This window comes from Caballeronia udeis, from assembly GCF_001544555.2.
GTDB classification, from domain to species: domain Bacteria; phylum Pseudomonadota; class Gammaproteobacteria; order Burkholderiales; family Burkholderiaceae; genus Caballeronia; species Caballeronia udeis.
In genome coordinates, this window is sequence record NZ_FCOK02000065.1 from 32621 (window position 1) to 55952 (window position 23332).

A 23332-nucleotide genomic window follows, 5' to 3' on the forward strand; every position below is an offset into this window, starting at 1 on the left:
GCGGCGGATACGACGTTTGTATTGCGCTCAAGGAATATTAGAGCATTCGGAGGAGTGGCAGAGCACGGGAAGAATGTGCCGGTTACTGGCCCCTCTGGAGGGCAAACCGCGGCGTGCTCCATGACGAGCATCGACAGTTGCATCGGACTTGGGAGGACAAGCAATGGATTAATCGTCAACGACCTTCCGCAAGAACGCGGAACTTCTGAGCCGGAAGGCAGCGCATACTGCGCGGGGATGCCGGCCTGACCATGACTGCGCGCCGTGAGACTCGCGGTGCGCAGTCGCGAATAGCTATGCAGAGGTTCAGCCGGTTCCCTAGGATGACGGTCAAAAAAGCGTATATTTCAGTCAACATCGGGACCGCATAAAGGCGTGATTTCCATGCAATTCGCATAAGAAAAAGCACCGACGCGCGCCCTGCAAAACACTACGGGTAGTAGCGCAATCAATATCACGGTTCAACCAGGACGGTGTTGTCCACAGTAACGGCTACGGTTGAATTGGTGACAATAATGGGGAACGGGGTTATGACGTACGGGTACACAGACGACGCTGAGAAGTTGGCCGCTGATACTGATGTAAAGGTACCGAGCATTCAGGTCATTGCCGACCTGACGATAGGGTACGCGGCGATTCAGAACAACGTTCCGGTCATACGTGAAATTCTGGTCACGAACGACGGGGAGGCGGCTCTATCTGATGTCGAACTGCTCGTCAAATGTGTGCCGGCCTTTGCCGAGAGCGCACGTTTCCGTTTCGAAGCATTGGCGCCCGGCGAAAGCCGCCGTCTCGCACCTGTCGACCTGCGTCCCGACCATCAGTACTTCAGTCAACTCGACGAATCTGAGCGGGCCGTCATCACGGCATCGTTGCGCGTTCAGGAAACGGAACTTGTAACGGCAACGCACAACATCGATGTGCTCGCCTACGACCAATGGGCCGGCACGCGGTCGTTGCCCGAGTTGCTGGCCGCGTTTTGCATGCCGAACTCGCGGGTCGTGGACAAACTTCTCGCTCGAGCCTCCGGGTTGCTGCGCCAGACGTCGACCGACCTGTCCATGGACGGATATCAGTCCAAGAATCGCGAGAAGGTCTGGAAGCAGACATCGGCTATCTACAGCACGATAGTTGCCGAGGACATCCAATACTCCAATCCGCCTGCATCGTTCGGAAATGACGGCCAGAAAATCCGGACGCCAGAACGCATCCTGGATGGCAAGCTTGCGACCTGCCTGGACCTCGCCATGCTGTTCGCGTCTTGCCTGGAGCAAGCCGGTCTGCACCCTGTTGTGTTGTTCAAGGAAGGCCATGCCTGGGTTGGCGTTTGGCTGATAGAGACCAGCTTTCCGACTGCATTGGTGGACGATGTTCAGGCAGTTCGTAAGCGGGTGAAATCCGGCGAGTTCATGGTCTTCGAGACCACCGGCGTGGCGGGCGGTCAGAAACCGTCCCTTCGCTGGGCCTGCACTCGTGGCGAGGAACACCTGAACGACGAAGCCGGGTTCGCGTATGCCGTAGATGTCCGGCGCGCACGCGAAGTCCAGATTCGCCCCCTCCCATCCCGTTCGTCGCAGGTCGATGAGCAGACTGTCCCGATTGCCAAGGCCGAAACACCCGTCATCGAGGACGTGCCGCAGTTGCCGCCGCTGGACCCGGTCGTCATACCGCTGCGTGACGATGTAACACCTGAAACACCAGAAGGACGCCTGGCGAAATGGAAGAGCAAGCTGCTCGACTTGACGCTCCGAAACAAACTCCTGAATTTCAAGCCGGCCAAATCCACGCTGCGCGTCATTTGCCCTGACCCGGGTGCGCTGGAAGACCGGCTTGCGGATGGAAGCGAATTCCGCGTCCGTGCGAAGCCGAAGATGATGTCAGGCTCGGATGGTCGAGATGCCAATGTGTACGCCGGCCGAAACGGTACGGCGGCAATGGATGACTTGGCGACCGACGCGCTTGGCCGGAACGAAATCGTCACGGACATCGAGGAGGAAGCTCTGGAAGGCAGGCTTCTCGAGATATTCCGAGCGGCCAGCACGGGAATGGAGGAAGGCGGCGCCAATACGCTGTTTCTGGCTTTTGGGATGCTGGAATGGCGGGAGAGCAAAGATGCCGAATCCAGCCATCTGGCTCCGATTCTGCTTATCCCCGTTACGTTATCCCGCCAGTCCGTCCGGAGTGGCTTCCGCTTGGTTCGTCACGATGACGACGCACTCGTGAACCCGACGCTACTGCAAAAACTTCAGCAGGATTTCAGCCTGAAGCTGCCGTCGCTCGACGTTTTGCCGACCGATGACCGGGGCATCGACGTCAACCGGATTCTGCAGACCTTCCGACTGCATGTGGGCGAACTGAAGGGATGGGAGGTCAAGGAGCAGGTCCATCTGGGTATCTTCTCGTTCACGAAATACCTGATGTGGAAGGACCTCCAGGACCGGCAGAAGCAGCTCCAGGAAAGCAGCGTTGTTGCTCATCTGATTAACAACCCCGGCAAAGCGTTTGCTGACAGCGCAACGGGCTTCGAGCCCAGCACCTTGGACGAGAAGTTCCGGCCTCAAGACCTGTTCACGCCGCTGCTGTCGGACTCATCGCAGCTGCGTGCTGTTTGCGTCGCGGCTGAAGGTAAGAACCTTGTCATCGAAGGTCCCCCTGGAACAGGTAAGAGCCAGACCATATCGAACCTGATTGCCCACCTGTTGGCCACCGGGAAGACGGTGTTGTTCGTCTCGGAGAAGATGGCTGCCCTAGAGGTGGTGCATCGCCGGCTTAACAGTCTTGGCCTTGGGCCATTTTGTCTCGAGCTGCATTCGTCCAAGGCAAAGAAAGCGGATGTCCTGAAACAGCTGGGCATTGCACTTGATGCCGCCGGTGCGCGCACGGTGAAGGACTGGGAGCGAGAGTCCGAGCGACTCCTGACGCTTCGCACAGACCTCAACGGGGTCGCTCGTGCGCTGCATCGCACCTATCCAAATGACCTGACCGTTTACGAGGCCATCGGAACTAGCCTGCAGCATGCGGAAATGCGGCCTGGTGCGATGCCGTGGGCCGATGCAGATGTACATAACCGCGCCCAGCTCGAGGCACTGCGTGAGACCAGCCGCCAGATGGGTGCCCTTGCCGGCCAGCTAACCGGTTTGCAGAACCATCCTCTGGCAGTCATCCACAAGACCGAATGGATGCCGTCCTGGCAGCAAGAGTTTCTCGACACGGTCTCGGCGTTTGAAGCCCAAATCAAGAAGCTGGATGAGGCTGCATCGAACCTGCTGAATCAGCTGGGCCTTCCCAAAGTTGCGTTTTCCCTGAATGGGCTGGGCAAATTCGATGTGCTGGCCGACGTGCTCTCCGCCGCGCCCACCGTTCCGGTCGAGGTTGCCCGTTCGGCGCATGACGAGTCCGCCCGCAGCCGTCTTGCCAGCCTCCGGCAGCACGGCTTAGCGCGCAATCAGGCGTGGGAGCCTCTGAGCAAACGCTACGTGGACGACGTCAGCACCCTGAATGCGTCCGAGCTGAAACTCCAGTGGGCGGCAGCAACCAATACCTGGTGGCCGAAGAGCTTGTTTGCCCAGCGTGCGGTTACCGGACGATTGCGCCTGTACCGACAGGACCAGCGTCGCCCACAAGGTGGGGATGTTCCGGCCGTCATTACGGCATTGACCGCCGTCAATGCCGAGGACAGGGTCATTGAGTCTATGGCTCACGATGCGTCGCAACTGCTGCATGAAACGTTCGCGGCGTCGAAGACGAACTGGAACACCGTCGAGTCAGTCGAGCGGTGGGCGACGTCATTCGCGGACGCGGTAACGGCAATCGCGGGCAACGATATCGAGTTGGCCCAGGCGCTCCGCGCAAAGCTGCAGCCATTTGTTTCCGATAACCGGAGCCTGCTGAAGGCGGACATGCCTCTTGGCTCCAGTTTGTTGTCGTACCGCGATTGCTATCGGGACGCCGTGACTCAACTCCGCCGGGTCATTGAGCTTGGACAGTGTCAGGCCGACCTCGGACTTGACCCGACTGCCGCCGGCGTGGTTCATCGGCTGTTGAGCTTGCTTCAAGGATGGCAATCTGCTTCGCGGCAGATGCAGCCCTGGTGCCTGTGGCGGAAATCCCGCGCCAATGCAATCAGTAGCGGGTTACAGGGCATTGTGGATGCACTGGAGACTGGCGAGGCGCCGTTGTCCAGTGTGGCGACGTTCTTTGAATACAGCTACCAGAGCTGGTGGCTGCGGAAAGCGATTGACCGGGAGCCGGTGCTCTGCAACTTCTCGAGTGCCGAGCATGACCGCAAGATTGCAGAGTTCAAGGAAGCCGACGAGCGCTTTCAGAAGCTGACCCAGCAATATATTGCAGCCAAACTCGCGGGCCAGATTCCGGCGAGCGCTGAGGTCGTGCCTGGTGCTGATTCTGAACTGGGGAAGCTGCGGCGCGAATTACAGAAGCAGCGCAAGCACATGCCGATTCGGCAGTTGGTGCAAAACCTGCCGAGCCTGATGGCCCGACTGAAGCCATGCCTGCTGATGTCACCTTTGTCGGTCGCCCAGTATCTGGACGCGTCGCACGCCCAGTTTGATGTCGTCATCTTCGACGAAGCTTCCCAGATTCCCGTGTGGGATGCCGTCGGCGCCATCGCTCGCGGCAAGCAGCTTGTCTGCGTCGGCGACCCGAAGCAACTACCGCCCACCAGCTTCTTCACTCGTTCGGATGATTCGGAAGATGGAGCGGATAGCGACGACATCCAGGACCTCGAGAGTATCCTGGACGAGTGTCTCAGTATCGGCCTGCCTGAACTGCGGTTGAACTGGCACTACCGAAGCAAGCATGAAGGGCTGATTACCTTCAGCAACGTCACGTACTACGACAACGAATTGGTCACGTTCCCGTCGCCGGTGACAGACGACCAGAGCGTGCGCTTTGAACGCGTACAGGGTGTCTACGACCGCGGCGGCTCGCGAACCAATCGAGCAGAAGCCGATGCCATCGTCAAGGCGATTGAGCGGCACTACCTCGACTCAGCGAAGCGACATCTGACGCTCGGCGTAGTGACCTTCAACCAGGCGCAGCAAAGCCTGATTGACCGGATGCTGGATGAACGCCGCCGCGTATCTCAGCAATTGGACCAGACAATTGCCCAGGCGGCACAGGAGCCGCTGTTCATCAAGAACCTGGAAAACGTACAGGGTGATGAGCGGGACATCATCTTCTTCTCCATCACCTACGGCCCGGATGCGTCGGGCAAGGTCAGCCTCAATTTCGGGCCGTTGAATCTGGAGGGGGGCCATCGGCGTCTCAACGTGGCCGTATCGCGTGCCCGCGTGGGCGTCGTGATTTTCAGCACGCTTCTTCCCGAACAGATTGACCTCTCGCGCGTCCGGGCCGCCGGCGTCCGAGACCTGAAGAACTATCTGGAGTTCGCCATTAGAGGTCCACGCGCCTTGATTGCGCAAAGCATGCCGACTGGGCGGGAGCCCGACAGCCCATTCGAGCGACAAGTGATTTCCGCCCTCCGCGAGAAGGGCTGGACGGTCCACCCGCAGGTTGGTGTGTCTGGGTACCGAATTGATATTGGTGTGGTCGACCCGCGTGCGCCGGGCCGCTATCTGCTGGGCGTCGAATGCGATGGTGCCACGTATCACTCCGGTGCGACGGCGCGCGACCGTGACCGACTCCGCCAGCATGTCCTGGAGGGGCTGGGATGGGAGCTGTACCGAATCTGGTCCACGGACTGGTGGTTAAATGCGGAGGAGCCGATGCGCAAGCTTGCCGCCCGACTGGAAGAATTGGTAGCGACGGTGCCGACCGAGGACGAACCGGTTGTTGAACTGTCGGAAGAGGCCGCGTATAGAGAAGAGCCGCATGCCTTGTATGCCGGGGCCGAATCGGTCGTCGAGTCGATTGCGCCTGCCACTCAGTTGTCCGAATACCAACTGACCAGCTTGAACAAAGGTAATCCAGACCTCTTCTACGAAGGAAGCTCGATGGCGACCTTGGCCAGTCAGCTCCTCAATGTAATCGAAACAGAAGGTCCGGTGTCACAGGCGGTGGTATTTAAGCGCGTGACGCGGGCTTGGGGGCTGTCCCGGGTCGGTAACCGCATCGAAGCTCACCTGAGTGCATTGGTGCCTAGGCAGGTAACCAGTACGACGGACAACGGCGTCACCTTTTACTGGCCAGAGCATGCTAATCCGAGCACTTGGGAGGGCATCCGGGTGCCCGGAAGCGACCCGGAAACGCGTCGCGGTATTGACGAGGTTAGCCTGGAAGAACTGGGTAATGCGACAGCGTACATCTTGTCGCAGCAAGGTGGCACTTCAGAAGATGGACTCGCAAAAGTGGTTTGCCGGCTGCTGGGTGTGGCTCGGACTACTGCCGAGGCTGGGGCGCGGATTTCACGGGCGTTGACGCATGGACGGGTTCAGACGGTAGTGGTGGTCGAGGACGGTTCGGTCCGCTTGCGGTAATGAGCCGCCGGCAATCCCGGGTTTCCGGCTACGAGAGAGCCGCGAATTGCCGCAAAACAAACTCATCTCCGCCGAAGCGAAAGTGATTTTCGCATCGTACTTTTGTGTGCGCGGTATGGCGTCGGCGCTGACTGCGTGTATGTTTTTAAAGGAAAGTCATGAGCCTGACGGTCTATCAATACCACATGGCCGATGTCCAGATTCAACACGTTGCCGGGGAGCGTGGCCTCGGCATACTTGCATTGAAATTCAGTGTTAATTTCTCTATTACCAACCAGTATCCCGACGACCCACCGGGTATGTTCATCGATTGCCTGCGCGCAAATGTGTGGGTTCATGCGCCCAATAGAGGGCGCCTCCTGCTAGGAAACGGAGAGTTCGAGAGACCACTGGTTGTCCGCAGGCTGATTAATTCCACAACGCAGTCTTCGCTGCTTCGCGTGACTTTCGGAGATGCACAATTGCTGGCTCTGGAGGAACTACGGGGTGGTGGCGGTGTGAATTTCGAGCTCGAAATCATAGGTCTGGCACATGCTCCTAACGACACCTACCCGACAGACCACAGTGTCCGCGTCGAATTGAATCTCAGCAACTGGGTGAAGGTCTTGGAGTCCTTGGGGGCAGCCGATTCGATTGTCGTTGGGGTAGACATTCCCCTGAGTGCGCCAACACAGATGGTTCACGCAGTGGAATGCCTGAGAAACGCGCGTGGTGCGCTGGTCGCGGGAGAGTATCACCAGACGGTCTCATCCTGTCGGCTCGCGCTGGATAGCCTAAAAGAGGCATCGCCGATTCTTCTGGAATTGAGCAAATCTGTCTTGGAAGGGAGGCGCAGGGATTTCTCAAAATCACACCGTGCGGCTGTGCTTTATAACGCGGTTCGGAACTACACCCACCTGAGTCATCACGTAGGTGGTGAGGGCCAGCCTGAGGTGTTTAGTCGCCGGGATGCCGTAATGGTCTTGACCACGGCGGCTTCGCTGGTCGGCATGGTGGCCGAGCTGGAGGAATCGACGCAGCCTGTCGCAGAGGAGTAGCGTGAATCTGACGCGGCTCCGCAAAATCTCGAGTTTGTCTCATCTAAGCGGTGCCGTAAATCTTTGGACGCGATAGCGGCTGAACTTTCTTTGGAAGGGGATTGTGAAATCACGAAGTCGGCTGATTGAGGATTGAATATCAACTAACAGGCGTCAACACCGTGTGTCCCAATTGCCACCGAGGAAGATGCTTCGGCGCAGCCTACAGAGAAGCTCGCGACGGGATTTCGTTGCAAGGTGTCGAACGGACTGACTGCGTCGGCGCAATCGCCTGCGGGCGCGGCGGTCGATAATAGGTTAAAGCACGTGACGACGTTTGGCGTGGACCACGCGCATAATACGCGTGCCCTTCGGGACCAACACAAACGAGAAAGCGCGACATGGCACTTATAAAAAGTCTCCTCGGGATATTGGGACTGAAATCCCGGACGGCATCTGAGCCGACGTCTCGACCAGAGGCTAGCGCGTCGACTTCCAATGCGACAGGCAAGCCGCATGTTGTGTCCGCTCGCGAGCCTATCCGACTTCCATCAAAATTTGACGACTTGGTGGATTTTGGCCTAGCGGAGCACTCGCCCAATAAGCATTGGTCTGTCGGTTACTGGGACCCGGGCCCTGACGCTTCGCAGAAGCGACAACGAAGCGTCCGGCTTCGCGACAACACGACGGGCCGGATTGTGGCCACCGTCAACAGCCTGGAGCGCCCGTTCTCCGTTGACGTCTCGGACACTGGGGTTTTCGGGGTGAATGACGCCGGGCAGACTTCGGAGCTTTCCGCCAACCTGGTGATTTTCGATTCGACAGGCATGCAGGTGTACGGGCGCGCGTACAAGGCGAATCTGGCTGGCTTCAGTATCTCGCCGTGTGGCCGGTACGTCGCAAGCCAGACCTGCAATTCAGGCAATGAGGACAGCTTCATCCTCGAGATACACGACGTCGCGCGGCAACGGGTCATTGCGTCGTGCACACCTGTCGCGGGCTGGAGTTCTGAATACACGTTTGAAACCGAAGACGGTGAGCTCAAACGAGTTTTTGCGAAAATCAACCATCTCGGGAAGTTTGCATACTCTCCGACCGGAGAGTTTCTCGACGCGAAGAAATTCATGACCACGCGCCTTACCAAAGGCGACCCATGGACACGCATTCGTGCCGCAGGGGAACTCGTCCAGACTGACGAGTCCGACAAGGCACTTCAGCGCGCGTTCGGTGTTGTCGAAGCAACGATTGCCGCTTTCCAACCGGGGCAGGACGACAGGTGGCTGGCGGGCGGCTATCGCCTCAAGGGCGAGTTGCTGGAAAAGATAAACAGGCCAGCCGAAGCAATTGAGGCCTACCGTGCCGCACTCGGCCGCGATTCAAAGATTGGCGTCAAGAAGCGGTTGGCCGCTATGGAAAAGGCTGCCTCGCAGAAGTTGTTGCTCGATACCGGAGATGAGCAACGCGCGGAGAGTGCGCCGCGGTCGGATGGACTCCAACCTTGAGGGACCCTTCACCGCACGGCCATCGCAGGAATAAGATATGAATATGGCGATTTGCTCATGTGCATGGCGAGGCATTTGAACAGCGTAGAGCCGATTTTCAAAATCAAGGGCCATCTGGGAAACGTGTGCATATCGAAATCCTCCACCTCCGGAATTTTCGTGGAATCCGCGAGCTAGACTGGCGCCCGATTCGGGGAGTCAATTGCTTGATTGGGCCGGGCGACAGCGGCAAGACCACGGTACTGGACGCAATAGAGCTGCTGCTGGCTGAGCGCCAAAACGTCACATTCGATGACTTGGACTTTTACGAAGCCCGCCCGTCGAACACCATTCGCATAGGTGCCGTTATATCCGGCCTTCCAAAGGAATTCCTGCGCGACGACCGGTACGGCCTTCTCGTAGGAGGCTGGAATGTTGCCACAGGTCAATGGCGTGGCGAACCAGCAGAGGGCAATGGGTTCATTCCCGCGCTATATCTTCTCCTCGAAGTTGACGAGACGCTTGAACCTGTGTGGTCTATCTTTATTGGTCGTGACCCTAGCGACAAGTCAAAGCGCATCCGGTTCGCTGACCGCAAAGAAATGGCTCCCTCACGGCTCGGTGTCTATTCGGACCGTCACCTGTCATGGGGGCGAGGCTCCGCGCTTCAGCGTGTCGGAGCCCACCCGGAAAGACTTCCTGCTGAGCTAAATGACCTGATGCGGTCGGCCCGCGACACATTCTCAGAGAAGAGCTCGCAGACGTTCGCCGATATCATCCGTTCGGTATCCCCCGACATTGCTGGCCTTGGCGTTGAAATCCGGAACACCTTGGTGGCGAACCTTGACCACACTAGTTTTTCTGCCAACGCGAGCGGCGTGGCGTTGCATGATGGCAACGTGCCAATTCGCTGCATGGGAACCGGCTCTTCACGTCTGGCGGTCGCTGCGTTGCAGAGCGCCGAGTCGGCAGGACGGCAATTTCTGCTCGTCGATGAACTCGAATATGGCTTGGAACCGCATCGAATATCGCTACTCGTGAGTCATTTGCGAAAACGAGTCGAGGCTAGCGGGCAAGTGTTCTTGACCACGCACTCGACGACCGTACTTCGAGAAGTTCGATTCAGCGAGGTGTTTATCTGTCGACGTGACGCTCATGACGGAAGCACACTTGTGAAGCCGGTGGCCGCGACAACGGCCCCGCTTCTTGAGGCAAAGCGCTACGTTCGAGATAAGGGGGAGGCGTTGCTGGCTCGGTCTGTTCTTGTCTGCGAGGGCCAAACGGAGATAGGTCTTCTGAAGGGGTACGCCGAGGGCACGGCGCATCCGTTCCAAGCTAACAATGTAGCGCTTGTCGATGGCGGTGGCTCGGAAGCGCCAAAGGTTGCGTTACATCTTGCGTCGCTTGGGTACCGCACGGCGATTCTGACCGACAGCGACGTACCTATGAAGACTGCCGACTCGACCGCGCTCTCAAAAGCAAACGTCCCCCACTTCCAGTGGGGCGACAATCGGTGCACAGAGCAGGAACTGTTCTGCGGCATCCATCACGCCCAACGTAGGCAACTCCTTTCCCGTATCGCGGAGTCCGTCGGCGCGACTCGAATGCTCGGCGAATTGTTCAGTTCGACTCGTGTGAAGTTCGAGTCAATCGGAGAAGTCGCGGAGTACATCGGCGACGATGAGAACGCGAGGCTCGTCGGAAAGCTCGCCCATGAGGCCAGGTGGATAAAGACTAATTTCGACCTCTGCTTCGAAATCGGCTACCACGACCTGGCGTTCGCACGCCTCCTTGGTGACGGTAGCCTCACCTCGCACTTCGAAAAACTTGATGTCTGGTTCTCTGCCGATGCTTGAACCCATTGTTCAGCGAATGCTGCTAACCGACAAAGGCTCGGTCGAGGCACCTGCCGGAACCGGAAAGACCGAACAGATTACGCTGTTAGCCGGGGAACTGCCAGGAAGGTGGCTGATACTTACGCACACCGTGGCCGGTGTCGAGGCTATCCGCCGACGACTTCGCAAACGTCAAGTACATGGCGAGAAAACTCAAGTAGATACCATCGCAGCGTGGTCATACCGTTGGGCCCGAGCTTTCCCGGTGAACTCCGGCTTGGCTAGTTCTTGGACAGCCCAAAGCCGCGACTGGACCGCTGTTATGAACGCCGCAGCCTCACTCGTAGAGAGCGGCGCTGTCGGGAGCATCTTAAAAGCTTCATTCGACGGCGTCCTGGTTGACGAGTATCAGGACTGCACCGTTTCGCATCATCGGCTGGTCAAGGCACTCAGCCAAATCATGCGCTGCTATGTTTTCGGCGACCCGTTGCAGGCAATCTTCGGCTTTGGTAACGACCCGTTGGTCGATTGGGAGTCTGAAACGATAAAAGCGTTTCCTTTGGCTGGCAGTTTTTCCACAGGACATCGATGGAATCAGGCTGGTGACCCTGACCTAGGGATGTGGCTGATAGCTCAGAGGCCAAACTTCCGGGCAGGAAACTTCGATTTTGCGAACGCGCCTAACTGTGTGACTTGGGTGCAATCCGCCGAGGAGCGCGAGCCGCGTGACCTCAAAGGCGACTGCTTCGCAAAAGGGATGAGGGATGGCCATACCCTTTCTGTTTTGCACTCAAGCGTGAACGACGCGGGTCGGGCAGAACTTGCGAAGTTCATCGGTGCAACGACGGTTGAGCCTATCGGAGGGCGTGCTGAGCGCAACTTCTATGACGCGCTGCGCAGTCTCACCGGAACACACCTGGTGGGCGCGGTTCTCGAGTTGGCAGGTTCAGGTTTTGCAGGTGCGAACGCCGCGGAAAAACGAAAGCGAGTCGAGAGCATTCTCAACAATCCAAGCAGGATGAGAGTGCCCCCGACGCCAGCAGAGTTCGCCCTAAGCAATATCGCCCGGGACCCCTCGTTAAATGCGGTGCTTGACGCTCTTAACTGCATCGCGCTGGAACCCGGCGTGACTCTCGTCAGACCGGAACTCATAAATGGCGTTAGAGCAACGCTCCGTCATTGCGTCGAGAATCCTGACGTTCAACTTGAGGACGCGTCATGGCACGTTGCCAATACTCGGCGCGAGAAAGGTCGAATTATTCGCAACCGGTCAGTAGGCAGCACGCTGCTGGTCAAAGGACTTGAGTTTGACCACGTGGTAATAACCCCAGAAGCGTGCACCACTCGACATCACTGGTACGTCGCGCTCACGCGAGCCGCAAAGTCAGTCAAAATTTTGTCGGCCAAATCAATGTTCAGCGTGTGAAGGCTTGGGCCCGGCCCTGCTCCCGTCAATGAGCGACGTCGAGCCGGAACGCGCTGGATGCCAGCAACTCCACACAACGTCGAAAATGTCCTCCAAGAACAGCCGCAAAACATTTGTACTTTCCGTCAGCGATGTGGCTGATGCGCAACGTAAATACCCTGCATTGAAAACATCGACTTTGGAGGAGCTGGGGAAATTTCCATGCCACACGTTACCTATCAAGGGTCGCCACCTGCTGCGGATGCAGCAGGTGTTTACTGGGCGATACACCTGCTGTCGAGATGACGTGTTGGACGAAGTGCAGATGGAAATCGTACCAAATCTAGGTCGAAACCTGGAGCATCTCCTAGCTGGAGGCGTCAACGCAGCCGACACAAAATGGCGCTGCTTTCAACGGTTGCATTGCGCTCATCAGGGACCTTATGTGCACATCAGGCAGACACCAGCATCTTCCGCCCCAACGCGCTCTCACACAAATCACTTTGGTTACCTGCACAAATTACGCCGGCCCGTCTTTCTCACATTTATTCATCGACGAGGAGGCTGCGCGACGACCTATTAATGCGGAGCGACACAGCACGACTAAGCGGGCCTTGGTAGCAGGAGGTCATGCGAAAGCGAGCGCTAAATCGATGATGACGGTCGGGTTATGAGTCGCCTACGTCTTGTACCACTGGAAAGTGATGAGGTAGTTGAAGAGAGCCACTTCGTTTCTGTTCGTGACCAGCGATTTGAATCTTCAGCAATTGTTCGAGATGTGAAGTGGTATGCCGGCCAACCCCACGAACGTATATCGCGAGACGCGCTCAAATGCCTGTTCGACGCATCAGAGGATTCGAAGCCGTACAACAGTTACGCAAATGTAGCGATTCGCCTACTCGACATATATCTGCAAATTACCGACCAGCGCATTTCGCTTCGTGACGGCCGGCTATCGCCGAAGTCCGTTCTCTTGAAATTCGCCGGTGCTCTCTATTCCGAGAGCTTTTGGTTCGCACGACGTTCTCGGCGGCATTCTTTGGTGTGCACCGTCAGAGATTTGGCGGCCGCGACGAGGACAATCTCCGATTCCATGTTTCCTCAAATCTCGACGAAAGGGCCGACTCTGTTCTGGGCGGCGCAGCGGGCTAAGTTCGAAGTGGCAACACTCGACACCGAGGCTGTCGTGCTCGCGCGCGGATGGCCGGTTGCTAACAAAGATGGTCTAAGGTGGCTGGACCTGCGTGCGCTGCATCTCCGATACGGCTCTCAGTTTGCTTGTGAGGTTCAGGCTGCGACTCAAAGGTTCTACGACGGACGCGACCAGGAATCGATACATCAGATTAGCTTCCTCCTTGATTACCTGGCGAATTTGCCCCCGAACTGGAGAAGGGAACATTTTGGCCAATCGGACAAGTCGCAACGTTTATTCGCCGCCTACGCGCTGCATTTTGCAAAGGTTCGAGGTCGTACGCACGATTACGATTACATCAAGAACCACTGGGCGAAGGGTTGCAATTTTCTCCGCAAAGCGTTCTTTTCCTGTGGCCTTTTTGCCAGCCCCTTGTGGGGGCTCCCAGAATTCCCTTCTGCGGGAAGTCCGAACCGTACACATGAACGTAGCGATGGCGCTGGGGGGAGGTATAGCACGAAGCTCCTGACAAACGTGCCGCTAAAGCTGACAGATAAGGAGGCAGCAGAGCTCCTTTTCCGTACCATACGCGCGGATTTGGCTCGCATACAGGCTTGGGCTGATGCTCGGATTTCCGAGATATGGAATCGATATAAGGTGTTTTTGAAGCTGTCCGCTAGTGGCACTGTTCGAGAGTTTTCTAAGGCAGGACATACGCTAAGAAAAGGTGCAACGCGACGGACGCACGAAAGTTGGCAGGAGAACGTAGCCGCAACGTATGCAGCTCGTGGTTTCGAAACGCCCAATGACGAGCCACGGCTCGACCTGCTGTATGGAGCCCCGCGGTCGGACGTCTATTCGATAATTGCGCTTCCCACTGCTGGGTCCCTGTTGGCACATATGGCCGCGTTGGTTATTGAGCATCCTCTGTTGACTCCCAGCTTCTTCACCGAATTGACTTTGTATGACAAGGACGACCGCGTAGCCGGAGTGAGTGAGATAGATAGTCGATGGGTTCTTGATGGAAAGAAGGCGCGCAAGGGGCCGGACACTGCTCAACAGAAGGTGCCGCTTTCCGACCGCGCAGCAGAGATACTTGGGCAAGTTATCAAACTGACTCAACCTTTACGCAACTATCTCAAAGGTAAAGGCGACCCTAGCTGGAGACGAATATTCATTGAGACTGGGAAGGGATTTGATGACCCAGGGCCCGTTGTTGCATCGAAGCGAACGTCAGGCGTGGATAACGTCAACAGACTGACCAATGAGTTGGTGTCGTTTGCGGACATGCGCGAGGAGGACGCGCGGCGGCTAGCAAAACGATTCAGTCTTGTCACGTTGCGCGCTAGCGAGGTCGTTGCCAGATATCTCAAGAAACCCGACCTCGCCGAGGCAGCCAAAAACTTAGGCCACGAACGTCTTTCTTTCCATCAAATTGAGAGATATGTCCCCCCACCTTTGATTGCATTCTTCCAGGAGAGGTGGGTAAGAATTTTTCAAAATGCCGTCATTGCGGAAGCTTTGAAAGACAGCGAATACCGACTGCGCGCTACGGACTTTGAATCATCCGACGAACTGAACCAATTTTTGAATAACCACGCTTTGAGATTGAGGGGCGTGCCGGCGGAGGCGCGACGCCAGGCCAAAGTGGATGATGGTGATTCGCAGGTCTATTTTGCGGCAAGCGTGGAGACACTTACAGTTTTGGAAGGCATCCGCCGGGCAGTGAGACGGGCAACGGTGCCCCCGACTGCTCTCGCGGTTGAGTGGGCTGACTATGCGGACCGCCTGTTTCGATATATCAAACATGCGCAGCCTCCTCGAGAGGAGCTCATCGTCATGTTAGAGGAAGCTGAATGCCACGTTGAAGAACACAACTTTGATAGAGCAATTTATGCGTAACTCTGTACCCAATGCAGTCATGGCACATCTTCATGCCATCGCGTCACCAACTATTGATAGCTTTAGGACGGCACCATTTTTGCGGTCTGCGTTTGGCAGCGCCGATTGGTCGCTTGTGATTGGCCACTATCACATCAAGCTCAATTGGAACGTCTCTCTCGGAAAGGACCGTTTAACTGACAAACGGCATCAACAAGTCCTGACAATCTTCAAGTGCTGGATTCTTTCGCAATCGCATCCGAGAGTTACGGGCGGTCGCATTCATGGAAGTGCATACCTCTATCGTCGCGTGACGCGAGTGATTGCGCATATCGACTATATGTTGCTCAATCGGGAACTGTTCGGATTAGAGAAATATGGCCTCCGCGCCGCTACCGAGAACGATTTCGTTGAGATGTTACGCGCGATTGAGTCTGGCGTCGGATTCGCGAACGCCACTTATGAGTGGCCCACTCGTTTGGCGAAGTGGCTCGACACACTTGTCGAGAGGTATCGACCTGCTCTCGCCAAGACCTTGCGGGAAAATCGATTTTTGCGCGAGATGCATACGCTTCAGATTGATTGGCGACTTGCTAAGGACAAGCGAACGCTGATTCGCTGGCGGGTCGCTTTGTGGGTTGGCGGCTACTACCGGTCGATAGGAAACCATGACTTTGTGCATACTGTCGACACGGAACTCGTATCCACCATCTTATATGAGGATACTCTGAGAGGTGTGAGTTCGAAGCCGCTATTCGACGAACTCGGGCTGATTCCAGTGGAGCGATGCCTTCGGGAGAAAACACCGGTCCCGGTGAGGGCCTCTGGCGAGCGCCCGACCAAACAGGACGTAGGTTATCAAAGGAGTACGCTGAAGACGCTAGCGGCGCTTCAGGACGTCTGCGATGGTGTACCTGCAGGTCCATTGCTGGCCGCGTTGGGGGCTGGTCCAATAGATGTCGAATCGCTTCGCGATACGAGAGGCTTTGCCATCGCACCATTCCCGGTGGTCATGCGAAACATTAAGTACGGGACCGAATTCTGTCTCCGACATGGTGAGCATATTGTCAAAAGCTTCGCGGCTTTAGTAGCCGCCGCTAAAAGCGAGGAGTTAACCTTGTTTCAGCTTGTCGAGCGGCACGGATTGGAGGGGTTTCTCGATGCTAAGACTTTGGCACTTGGGGTGCGTAGGCTATCAGTGGGATTGCAGGCCAGGGCCGACTCGAGGCGACGTATCCCTCAAGAAGAGCTAGTTAAACGTTATTTCGCTTCGCTCAGGAACAACGAGGGGCTTGTGGAACTTGGTCGGGTCTTTATCGGCTCGGTGATTCAGTGCATAGGTCCTGTCACTGCCCGTCGACGTTCCGAACTAGTGCGTCTACCGGTCTCGCGCGTGTTGGATGAGTCTAGGGAGAATATTATCTTCGGTAACGCTAAGACAGGCTTGGATGACAAAAAGCAAGAGGAGGTCCGCCCCGTACCAAAGCTAGTCTCCCATGTCGTGCAGATTTGCGAGGAGTTACATGCCAGCTTGGGCTCATTTGATACTGGCATGCTTCTGGATATGCCAGGTGTCTGCGGAATGAGGCGTGCATCAAAAACGACATTCGACATTTGCCTCGACGCCTTCGCTGATTATTTTGAAGTTGCGTGCGATAGCCAAGGGCGTCGCTGGTACGTGCGCCAACATCAAAATCGGAAATTTCTTGTGCTCGCGTTCTATTACGGTATCGCGGAGGGCAACGTCCACGCTATTCGTTGGATGCTTGGACACGGTGACGTGGAACACCTCTGGCACTATCTGATGACGTCGATACCGGGGGAAATGTTAAAAGAGGTGCAAGCCTATTTCATGCTGGACGCGTTGCGGAACCATCCGTTCGAACCGCAGCAAATCGAAATGCATGAAGATGTTGTTGCGGCGCTCGAAGACGGTATGGAACGGCGGTTCGGAACTCGAAGATTTGATGTTGTTGATTCGGAACTTCTCCAAAGTTTTCTCGACATGGCAGTCAAGAAAGGTCTGTCTGCACTTCCACACTTCTTTGAAGTTGGGGGACATAAGATTGCCAGAATAGCCGTTACGCTCAGTAGGAGTGCAAACATATGATTAAGAACGCTAAGACTCCAACGGAGCGAGCTGTTTCAGCGCTACATGAGTTCTTGATGCTCGTGAGCAAAGCGCCTCGGCATTTCGTGAAGGACAAAGAGCTGCTGCAAGCGTTGCGGCGACAGTCGCGTCTCGGGGCATATCAGAACAAGGCTCACGGCGTAATCCCGACATCTAGAAGCTCAATCGAACGTGTTTGTGAACGTCTGCTTCCCGGCGGTGCGCTCGAATTCGACAAGCTCCGGAAAGATGCGCTTGCAGAATTGAAGACCGTTGCGCGAACGCTAGCGGAGGTGCCGTCAGCGCCTAAGCGAACGCGCGACTACTATAAGCAGCAATCGGAAGATAGCAATGCGAAGGTCGTTCTTGGGCTTGTCGATTGTTGGCATCTGACCCATGCTCTGTTCGAGGCGATTGAGGCCGGCCGCAAGATTGCCGGCGATACCGGGGACTCCGCCCTGCAAGAGGTCTGGCGTAAAAAGGAAGCCACGATTCGCAGCAGGCTGCGGCTGTCAAAGCAGCTTGTCGCTACAAAGGGAAGCGATGCTGAGGGTTGGGCAGAAACAGTTCGGATTTTGTAGACATGCGCTTCCGCCAATTGTTTCTGCGAGCCCCAGCCGGGACGCAACTTTTCGTTTCGATGCAACGAGACGGAACCGCTCGGACGAGCCCGGCGGATGGACTTCCCTTACCTATCTGGCCCGATGGACGTTGGTGTGCGGAGGTCGCTCTTTACCTTGGTAAGGCCGTGCGTCGCAACCTTTCTCTGTTCAGCCGGGGCGGAACAGTGGCCACATATACGTCGCAAATCAGCCACCTCGTACGATACTGCTGGCGCAAAAATTGTCCGTTTGACGCAATGGATGATGACGAGTTTACAAAATTCATGGGCGGGATGAAGGATGAACTTCTATTCAAAAACGATGAGCCAAAGGACTCGCGGAATTCAAACACAGTAATTTCAATCGGGCGACGGTGTTTAGAGTTTCTCGAGTTCGTTGGTAATCTACACGGAATAACTGGATTACTAAGTGGCGAAGAGGGGCATATTAAGGCGGAAAGGCGCGCAATGGCCGTGGGTTCATCTCATGCCGCCAGAAAGAGGATTGTCCATTATTGGTATCATCATTCTTTTCCGGAGCGGGTCGAAGACAATAAAAGGCATCTGATTGGTATCGATTATGTGACGCGATTACGGCGAGCGGCCATTACCTATAAGTCTGCAAAAATGGGTAGGTCCGACCCGTTTATCAAACAGCGGCGCCTTGTATTGCTGCGCCTTCTAGAGGCTACAGGTGGCCGGAGATGCGAAATTGCTCTCATTACGGTTGAGGATATTCAAGAGGCGCTTGCCAGCGTTGGGCCGTTTCTCAAGTTGTATTCCGCGAAGCGCACGGGAAATAATAAGTCGAATGAGCCCCATAGGTTCGTGAAGGTCACCTATAACGACCTTGATTACATCCAGCGATATATAGACAAATTTCGCGCTCCGTTAATTGATAGATTGCTTGGGTCGGAAAGTGACCACGGATTTTTGCTGGTTGGTGTGGACCATGCTGAGCGAATGGTAGAGACGACAATCACCGGCGAACTCAGGCGGCTTCGTATTGAAGCGAAGATTACGGGGAAGGCGCATCCTCATTTGTTTAGACATCGATTCATAACAATTCGCCTCAAGGATTTAATTGAAGCCCATAAGCTTTCGAATCGCACCGAGTTTGAAATACTGTTTCAGATGGAAGGATTCAAGAAGGAGGTGGCTGAGTCCACCGGGCACAAAAGTTTAGCGTCGCTGGACCGATATATCGACTGGGCCTTCATTGAGCTGGCCGGCTCTGAAGGCAACGAACGGAAATTCGTGGATATGGCTCGAGTTGCGGCAAGCGTGGAGTCGAGTCTCGCGGAGATTGAGGCGCTGCGGGAGTCACTGTCACCGGAGCAGTTCACGCTGGAGCTGATGCATCGTTACGAAGCGTTGGCTCAAGATGTCGGAGCCCGCGTGGGGCCCAAGAAGCGCACGGCGGGTAATCAGACGCTTCACGACGCGACTCAGTAAGTTGCTCACGAGCTGCTTGCTCAGGATTTCGACAAGATATTGAAAAATATGAAGAAAATTGCCTGAGCAACATTGTGCTGAAACGCGAAATTTCAGGTTCGTCAAGGAACAGCACGCCGAGATGGGCCAGCGTGATCTCGCCGGGCTGCGGTGGATTGCGCCCGCCTACCAGCGCTACGGAACTCGACGAATGATGTGGCGCGCGAAAGGGTCGCTGGCGCCACTGCGCGGGAGAGAATCCCAGCATGCTGGAGGAAAGAATGGCGGCTGACGACAACGCTTCGTCATCGGTCATGGGCGGAAGAAGACTGGGCAGCCGGGCGGCGAGCATGGATTTGCCCGCGCCCGGCGGCCCGACCATCAGCAGGTGATGTCCGCCCGCCGCCGCGACTTCCAGTGCCCGGCGCGCGCCGGGATGGCCGATTACATCGACCAGATCGGGCAACGGTGCACGCCTGCGCAGCAGGGAGTCGGGCGCAGCGCCGCGAATGGGCGTCAGGCGGCCGTCGACTGAGCCGCTCAGGTGTGCACACAAAGCGGGCAGATCGTCGGCCCCGAATACATCGATACCCGGCACCAGCGCCGCTTCCGCCGCGCTACCCAAGGGCAGGTAGATTTCGGGCATGCGAGGATCGGAATCGCGCATGGCTGCGCCGTCCAGCGATGACCCGGCCCGCGCGTACTGCCGCGCCGCGCCGCAGGCCATGGCGAATGCGCCGCGCATTGGGCGCAGCGCACCGGTCAACGACAATTCCCCGGCGAATTCGCGATGCAGCAGTGCCTCAGCGGGAATCTGTCCGCTCGCGGCAAGAATGCCCAGTGCGATCGGCAGGTCGAAGCGGCCGGATTCCTTCGGCAGGTCGGCGGGAGCGAGATTGACGGTAATGCGGCGAACGGGGAAATCGAAGCCGCAATTCTGGAGTGCGGCGCGCACCCGCTCGCGGCTTTCACGAACTTCGAGATCGGGCAGGCCGACGATTGAAAACGAAGGTAATCCATTGGCGAGATGAACCTCGACGGTCACCTCGGGCGCGCGCCCAGGGGCGGGCGCGCGGCTGCGCACCACGGCAAGCGACATGATTTTTTCCCCGCTGCCGTTGCCTCGCTGATTCGAGGCATCGGCTTAATGATCCAACATCACGGCTCGCTTAGCCGATGACACGCTTTAGAACATCCGGACTTCAGTCCTGGTTGCTAGCCGACGGTCCGCCGCCCAGCTTCGCTTCCAGTTGCGCGACCCGTTGCTCCAGTTCCTCAAGCCGGGCGCGCGTACGCACGAGCACTTGCGTCTGGGTATCGAATTCTTCGCGCGTCACCAGGTCCAGCTTCGAAAAACCCTGGGACAACATGGCTTTCATATTCCGTTCAATGTCCTTTGCCGGCGAATTCTTGAGCAGCTCGCTCATCTTGGCCTGGAAGTCATTGAATACGTCGTTCGGTTGTTTCATACGTTTTCCTCTTGCGCACCATAAGAGTGCATTCATTGTTAGCTCAGTGCTCCGGCAAACCGGATGATCCATTTTGGTGCGTACTCTTGCGTGCCGCCGGCACCGCGAGACGCTTGGCGCAGCACAACCCTGCGCTGTGGAACACCCCTGCCTGCCTGAACCTTGCGAGCACTCTAGCAACGATCCACGGTGCGCGCCAGCGAACGCAAGCGTTGCTGGCCATCCGGTCTACGCCCACACATGCTGGCCCTCGGAGCCAATTCGACAGGCGGGGACACGCGCATGGCATACGAGTTGCATATGTGCCCCGGGCCTTGTCCGTGCGCGCTTTTCCGGGCGGTCGGCAATGCGGCGTGGCGCATCGGACGCCGCTCGCGACGGGCATCAGGCAGCGAGGGATCAGGCATGGGACCAGATTAAGGCGCTAAAGCGCCAACTCTGTTCGACACCACAGCGAGGGATACATGAAGCTCATTACCGCAATCATCAAGCCGTTCAAGCTCGACGAAGCACGCGAAGCGTTATCGGCTATTGGCGTCTCGGGCATTACCGTGACCGAGGTAAAAGGCTTCGGCCGCCAGAAGGGCCACACGGAGCTGTATCGCGGCGCCGAATACGTGGTCGATTTCCTGCCGAAAGTGAAGATCGAAGCGGCGGTTTCCGACGACATCGTCGACCAGGCGATCGAGGCGGTCGAGCGTGCGGCCCGCACGGGCAAGATCGGTGACGGCAAGATTTTCGTCACCCAGATTGAACAAGTCATTCGCATTCGCACCGGTGAGACCGGCGCGGACGCTCTCTAAGAAAAGACACGGCGATAAGAGGAAACAGAAGAATGCGTAAATTATTGATGTCCTTGTTGATGGCGGGGTCGCTGCTAGGAGTCAGCGTCGGCACCGTGATGGCGCAGGATGCATCCGCGCCAGCGGCTGCATCCGCCGCGGCTTCAGACACCACCGCGGCGGCGCCTGCAAGCGCACCAGATACAGCCAGCGCGGCACCGGCAGCATCGGCGGCCGCTCCCGCTTCCGGCGCGTCCGACGCCGCACCTGCCGCACCGACGGAACCGTTCTCTGTTGATTCGTCGAAGATCAATTCCGGCGACACCGCCTGGATGCTGACTTCCACCGCCCTCGTGCTGTTCATGACGATCCCGGGCCTTGCGCTTTTCTACGCGGGCATGGTCCGCAAGAAGAACGTGCTCGCGACCGTGATGCAGAGCTTCGCGATCTGCTGCCTGGTCACGATCCTCTGGACCGTGGTGGGCTACAGCCTCGCGTTCACGCCGGGTAACGCGTTCATCGGCGGCTTTTCGCGGGTGTTCCTGCACGGCATGAACTACATCCACGGCGACAAGGCGACCACCCTGACCGTCAGCCATCTGGCTCCGACGATTCCGGAAACCGTCTATTTCGTCTATCAGATGACGTTTGCGATCATCACCCCGGCGCTGATCGCCGGCGCGTTCGCCGACCGGATGAAGTTCTCCGCCATGCTGGTATTCATGGGTCTGTGGTCGATCATCGTCTACTCGCCGATCGCGCACATGGTCTGGGAACCGACTGGCTGGTTGTCAGCGGCTGGCATCCTCGACTTCGCAGGCGGCACGGTGGTTCACATCAACGCCGGTATCGCGGGCCTGGTGTGCTGTCTGGTGCTCGGCAAGCGGGTCGGTTATGGCCGCGAAGTCATGGCGCCGCACAACCTCGTGCTCTCGCTGATTGGTGCGTCCATGTTGTGGGTCGGCTGGTTCGGCTTCAACGCGGGTTCGGCAGTGGCGGCTGACGGCCGTGCCGGTTTCGCGATGTTGACGACGCAAGTGGCTACCGCATTCGCCGCATTCGGCTGGATGTTCGCCGAATGGCTGGCCAAGGGTAAGCCTTCGGTGCTCGGCATCATCTCGGGTGCGGTGGCAGGTCTGGTGGCCATTACGCCGGCTTCGGGTTATGTCGGCGTGACCGGTGCGATCGTGATTGGTATTGCGGCTGGCGTGGTCTGCTTCTGGTCGGCAACGTGGCTCAAGACGAAGCTCGGCTACGACGATTCGCTCGACGCGTTTGGCGTCCACGGCGTGGGCGGTATTCTCGGCGCGCTCCTGACCGGCATCTTTGCGGTCAAGGACATTGGCGGCGCGGACGGCAGCATCCTCCTGCAAGCCAAGGGCGTGCTTACCACGCTGGTCTACAGCGGCGTGATGAGCTTCGTCCTTTTGAAGATTATCGACATGGTCATGGGTCTGCGTGTCACAGAAGAAGAGGAACGTGAAGGCCTTGACGTGACGCTGCATGGCGAACACGTCGAATAAGAAGTTTTTTCGTTGGGGGCGATGCCCGGCGCGAGAGGTCGCGGCGTCATCCCCATGATCGAGCGCAGGCTAGTTCAGCACAGCTCCGAGACAAGCGCAGCGTTTTGCCCGCCCATAACCGGCGGGCATTTTTTTGGTGCGCCGAGCATGCGCAACAGCTTGGGGGTGCAAGTCCCCTGTCCAACCTGATGGTGGTGAAGGACTA

General features: G+C 57.2%; 12 protein-coding genes and 1 pseudogene. 11 read left to right on the forward strand and 2 right to left on the reverse strand.

The annotated features are described in order from the left end of the window. Positions 1 to 515: 515 nt before the first annotated feature. The 9 genes from AWB69_RS33370 (at position 516) to AWB69_RS33410 (ending at position 19374) form a co-directional block, all read left to right on the forward strand. Positions 516 to 6458, forward strand: coding sequence for a DUF3320 domain-containing protein (locus AWB69_RS33370; RefSeq protein WP_082913694.1), 5943 nt, complete (start codon positions 516 to 518; stop codon positions 6456 to 6458). Between the two features lie 158 nt (positions 6459 to 6616). Beyond that, on the forward strand, positions 6617 to 7495 hold the full coding sequence (locus tag AWB69_RS33375) for a hypothetical protein (RefSeq protein ID WP_062091083.1): 879 nt from the start codon (positions 6617 to 6619) through the stop codon (positions 7493 to 7495). 677 nt (positions 7496 to 8172) lie between these two features. Beyond that, on the forward strand, positions 8173 to 8976 hold the full coding sequence (locus AWB69_RS33380; protein ID WP_156529048.1) for a hypothetical protein: 804 nt from the start codon (positions 8173 to 8175) through the stop codon (positions 8974 to 8976). A 125-nt stretch (positions 8977 to 9101) separates the two neighbouring features. Next, positions 9102 to 10811, forward strand: a complete 1710-nt coding sequence (locus tag AWB69_RS33385) for an ATP-dependent nuclease (RefSeq protein ID WP_156529049.1) — start codon at positions 9102 to 9104, stop codon at positions 10809 to 10811. Next, positions 10786 to 12216 (forward strand): UvrD-helicase domain-containing protein, encoded by a 1431-nt coding sequence (locus tag AWB69_RS33390; protein WP_082913695.1) that lies wholly within the window; start codon positions 10786 to 10788, stop codon positions 12214 to 12216. Before AWB69_RS33385 ends, AWB69_RS33390 begins: the two co-directional genes overlap by 26 nt. A gap of 649 nt (positions 12217 to 12865) precedes the next feature. After that, positions 12866 to 15229 (forward strand): hypothetical protein, encoded by a 2364-nt coding sequence (locus tag AWB69_RS33395; protein ID WP_156529050.1) that lies wholly within the window; start codon positions 12866 to 12868, stop codon positions 15227 to 15229. Beyond that, positions 15192 to 17318, forward strand: a complete 2127-nt coding sequence (locus AWB69_RS33400) for a hypothetical protein (RefSeq protein ID WP_156529051.1) — start codon at positions 15192 to 15194, stop codon at positions 17316 to 17318. Before AWB69_RS33395 ends, AWB69_RS33400 begins: the two co-directional genes overlap by 38 nt. Continuing rightward, positions 17315 to 17899 carry a hypothetical protein gene (locus tag AWB69_RS33405; RefSeq protein WP_156529052.1) on the forward strand — a complete coding sequence of 195 codons (585 nt, stop codon included), beginning with the start codon at positions 17315 to 17317 and terminating at the stop codon, positions 17897 to 17899. The genes AWB69_RS33400 and AWB69_RS33405 overlap by 4 nt, the downstream gene beginning before the upstream one ends. A gap of 278 nt (positions 17900 to 18177) precedes the next feature. After that, positions 18178 to 19374, forward strand: a complete 1197-nt coding sequence (locus tag AWB69_RS33410) for a site-specific integrase (protein ID WP_062091090.1) — start codon at positions 18178 to 18180, stop codon at positions 19372 to 19374. 58 nt (positions 19375 to 19432) lie between these two features. Here the strand turns inward: AWB69_RS33410 and AWB69_RS33415 are convergent. Together AWB69_RS33415 and AWB69_RS33420 are read right to left on the reverse strand one after the other, a co-directional pair. Then, positions 19433 to 20452: pseudogene (locus AWB69_RS33415) on the reverse strand (YifB family Mg chelatase-like AAA ATPase); the annotation flags it as partial. Between the two features lie 103 nt (positions 20453 to 20555). Next, entirely contained in the window at positions 20556 to 20822 is a 267-nt protein-coding gene (locus AWB69_RS33420; protein WP_062091091.1) for an accessory factor UbiK family protein, read from the reverse strand. A gap of 464 nt (positions 20823 to 21286) precedes the next feature. Here AWB69_RS33420 and AWB69_RS33425 point away from each other — a divergent pair, with 464 nt between their 5' ends. Further along, positions 21287 to 21625, forward strand: a complete 339-nt coding sequence (locus AWB69_RS33425; protein WP_062091092.1) for a P-II family nitrogen regulator — start codon at positions 21287 to 21289, stop codon at positions 21623 to 21625. A gap of 32 nt (positions 21626 to 21657) precedes the next feature. Next, positions 21658 to 23127, forward strand: coding sequence for an ammonium transporter (locus AWB69_RS33430; protein WP_062091093.1), 1470 nt, complete (start codon positions 21658 to 21660; stop codon positions 23125 to 23127). Positions 23128 to 23332 lie beyond the last annotated feature (205 nt).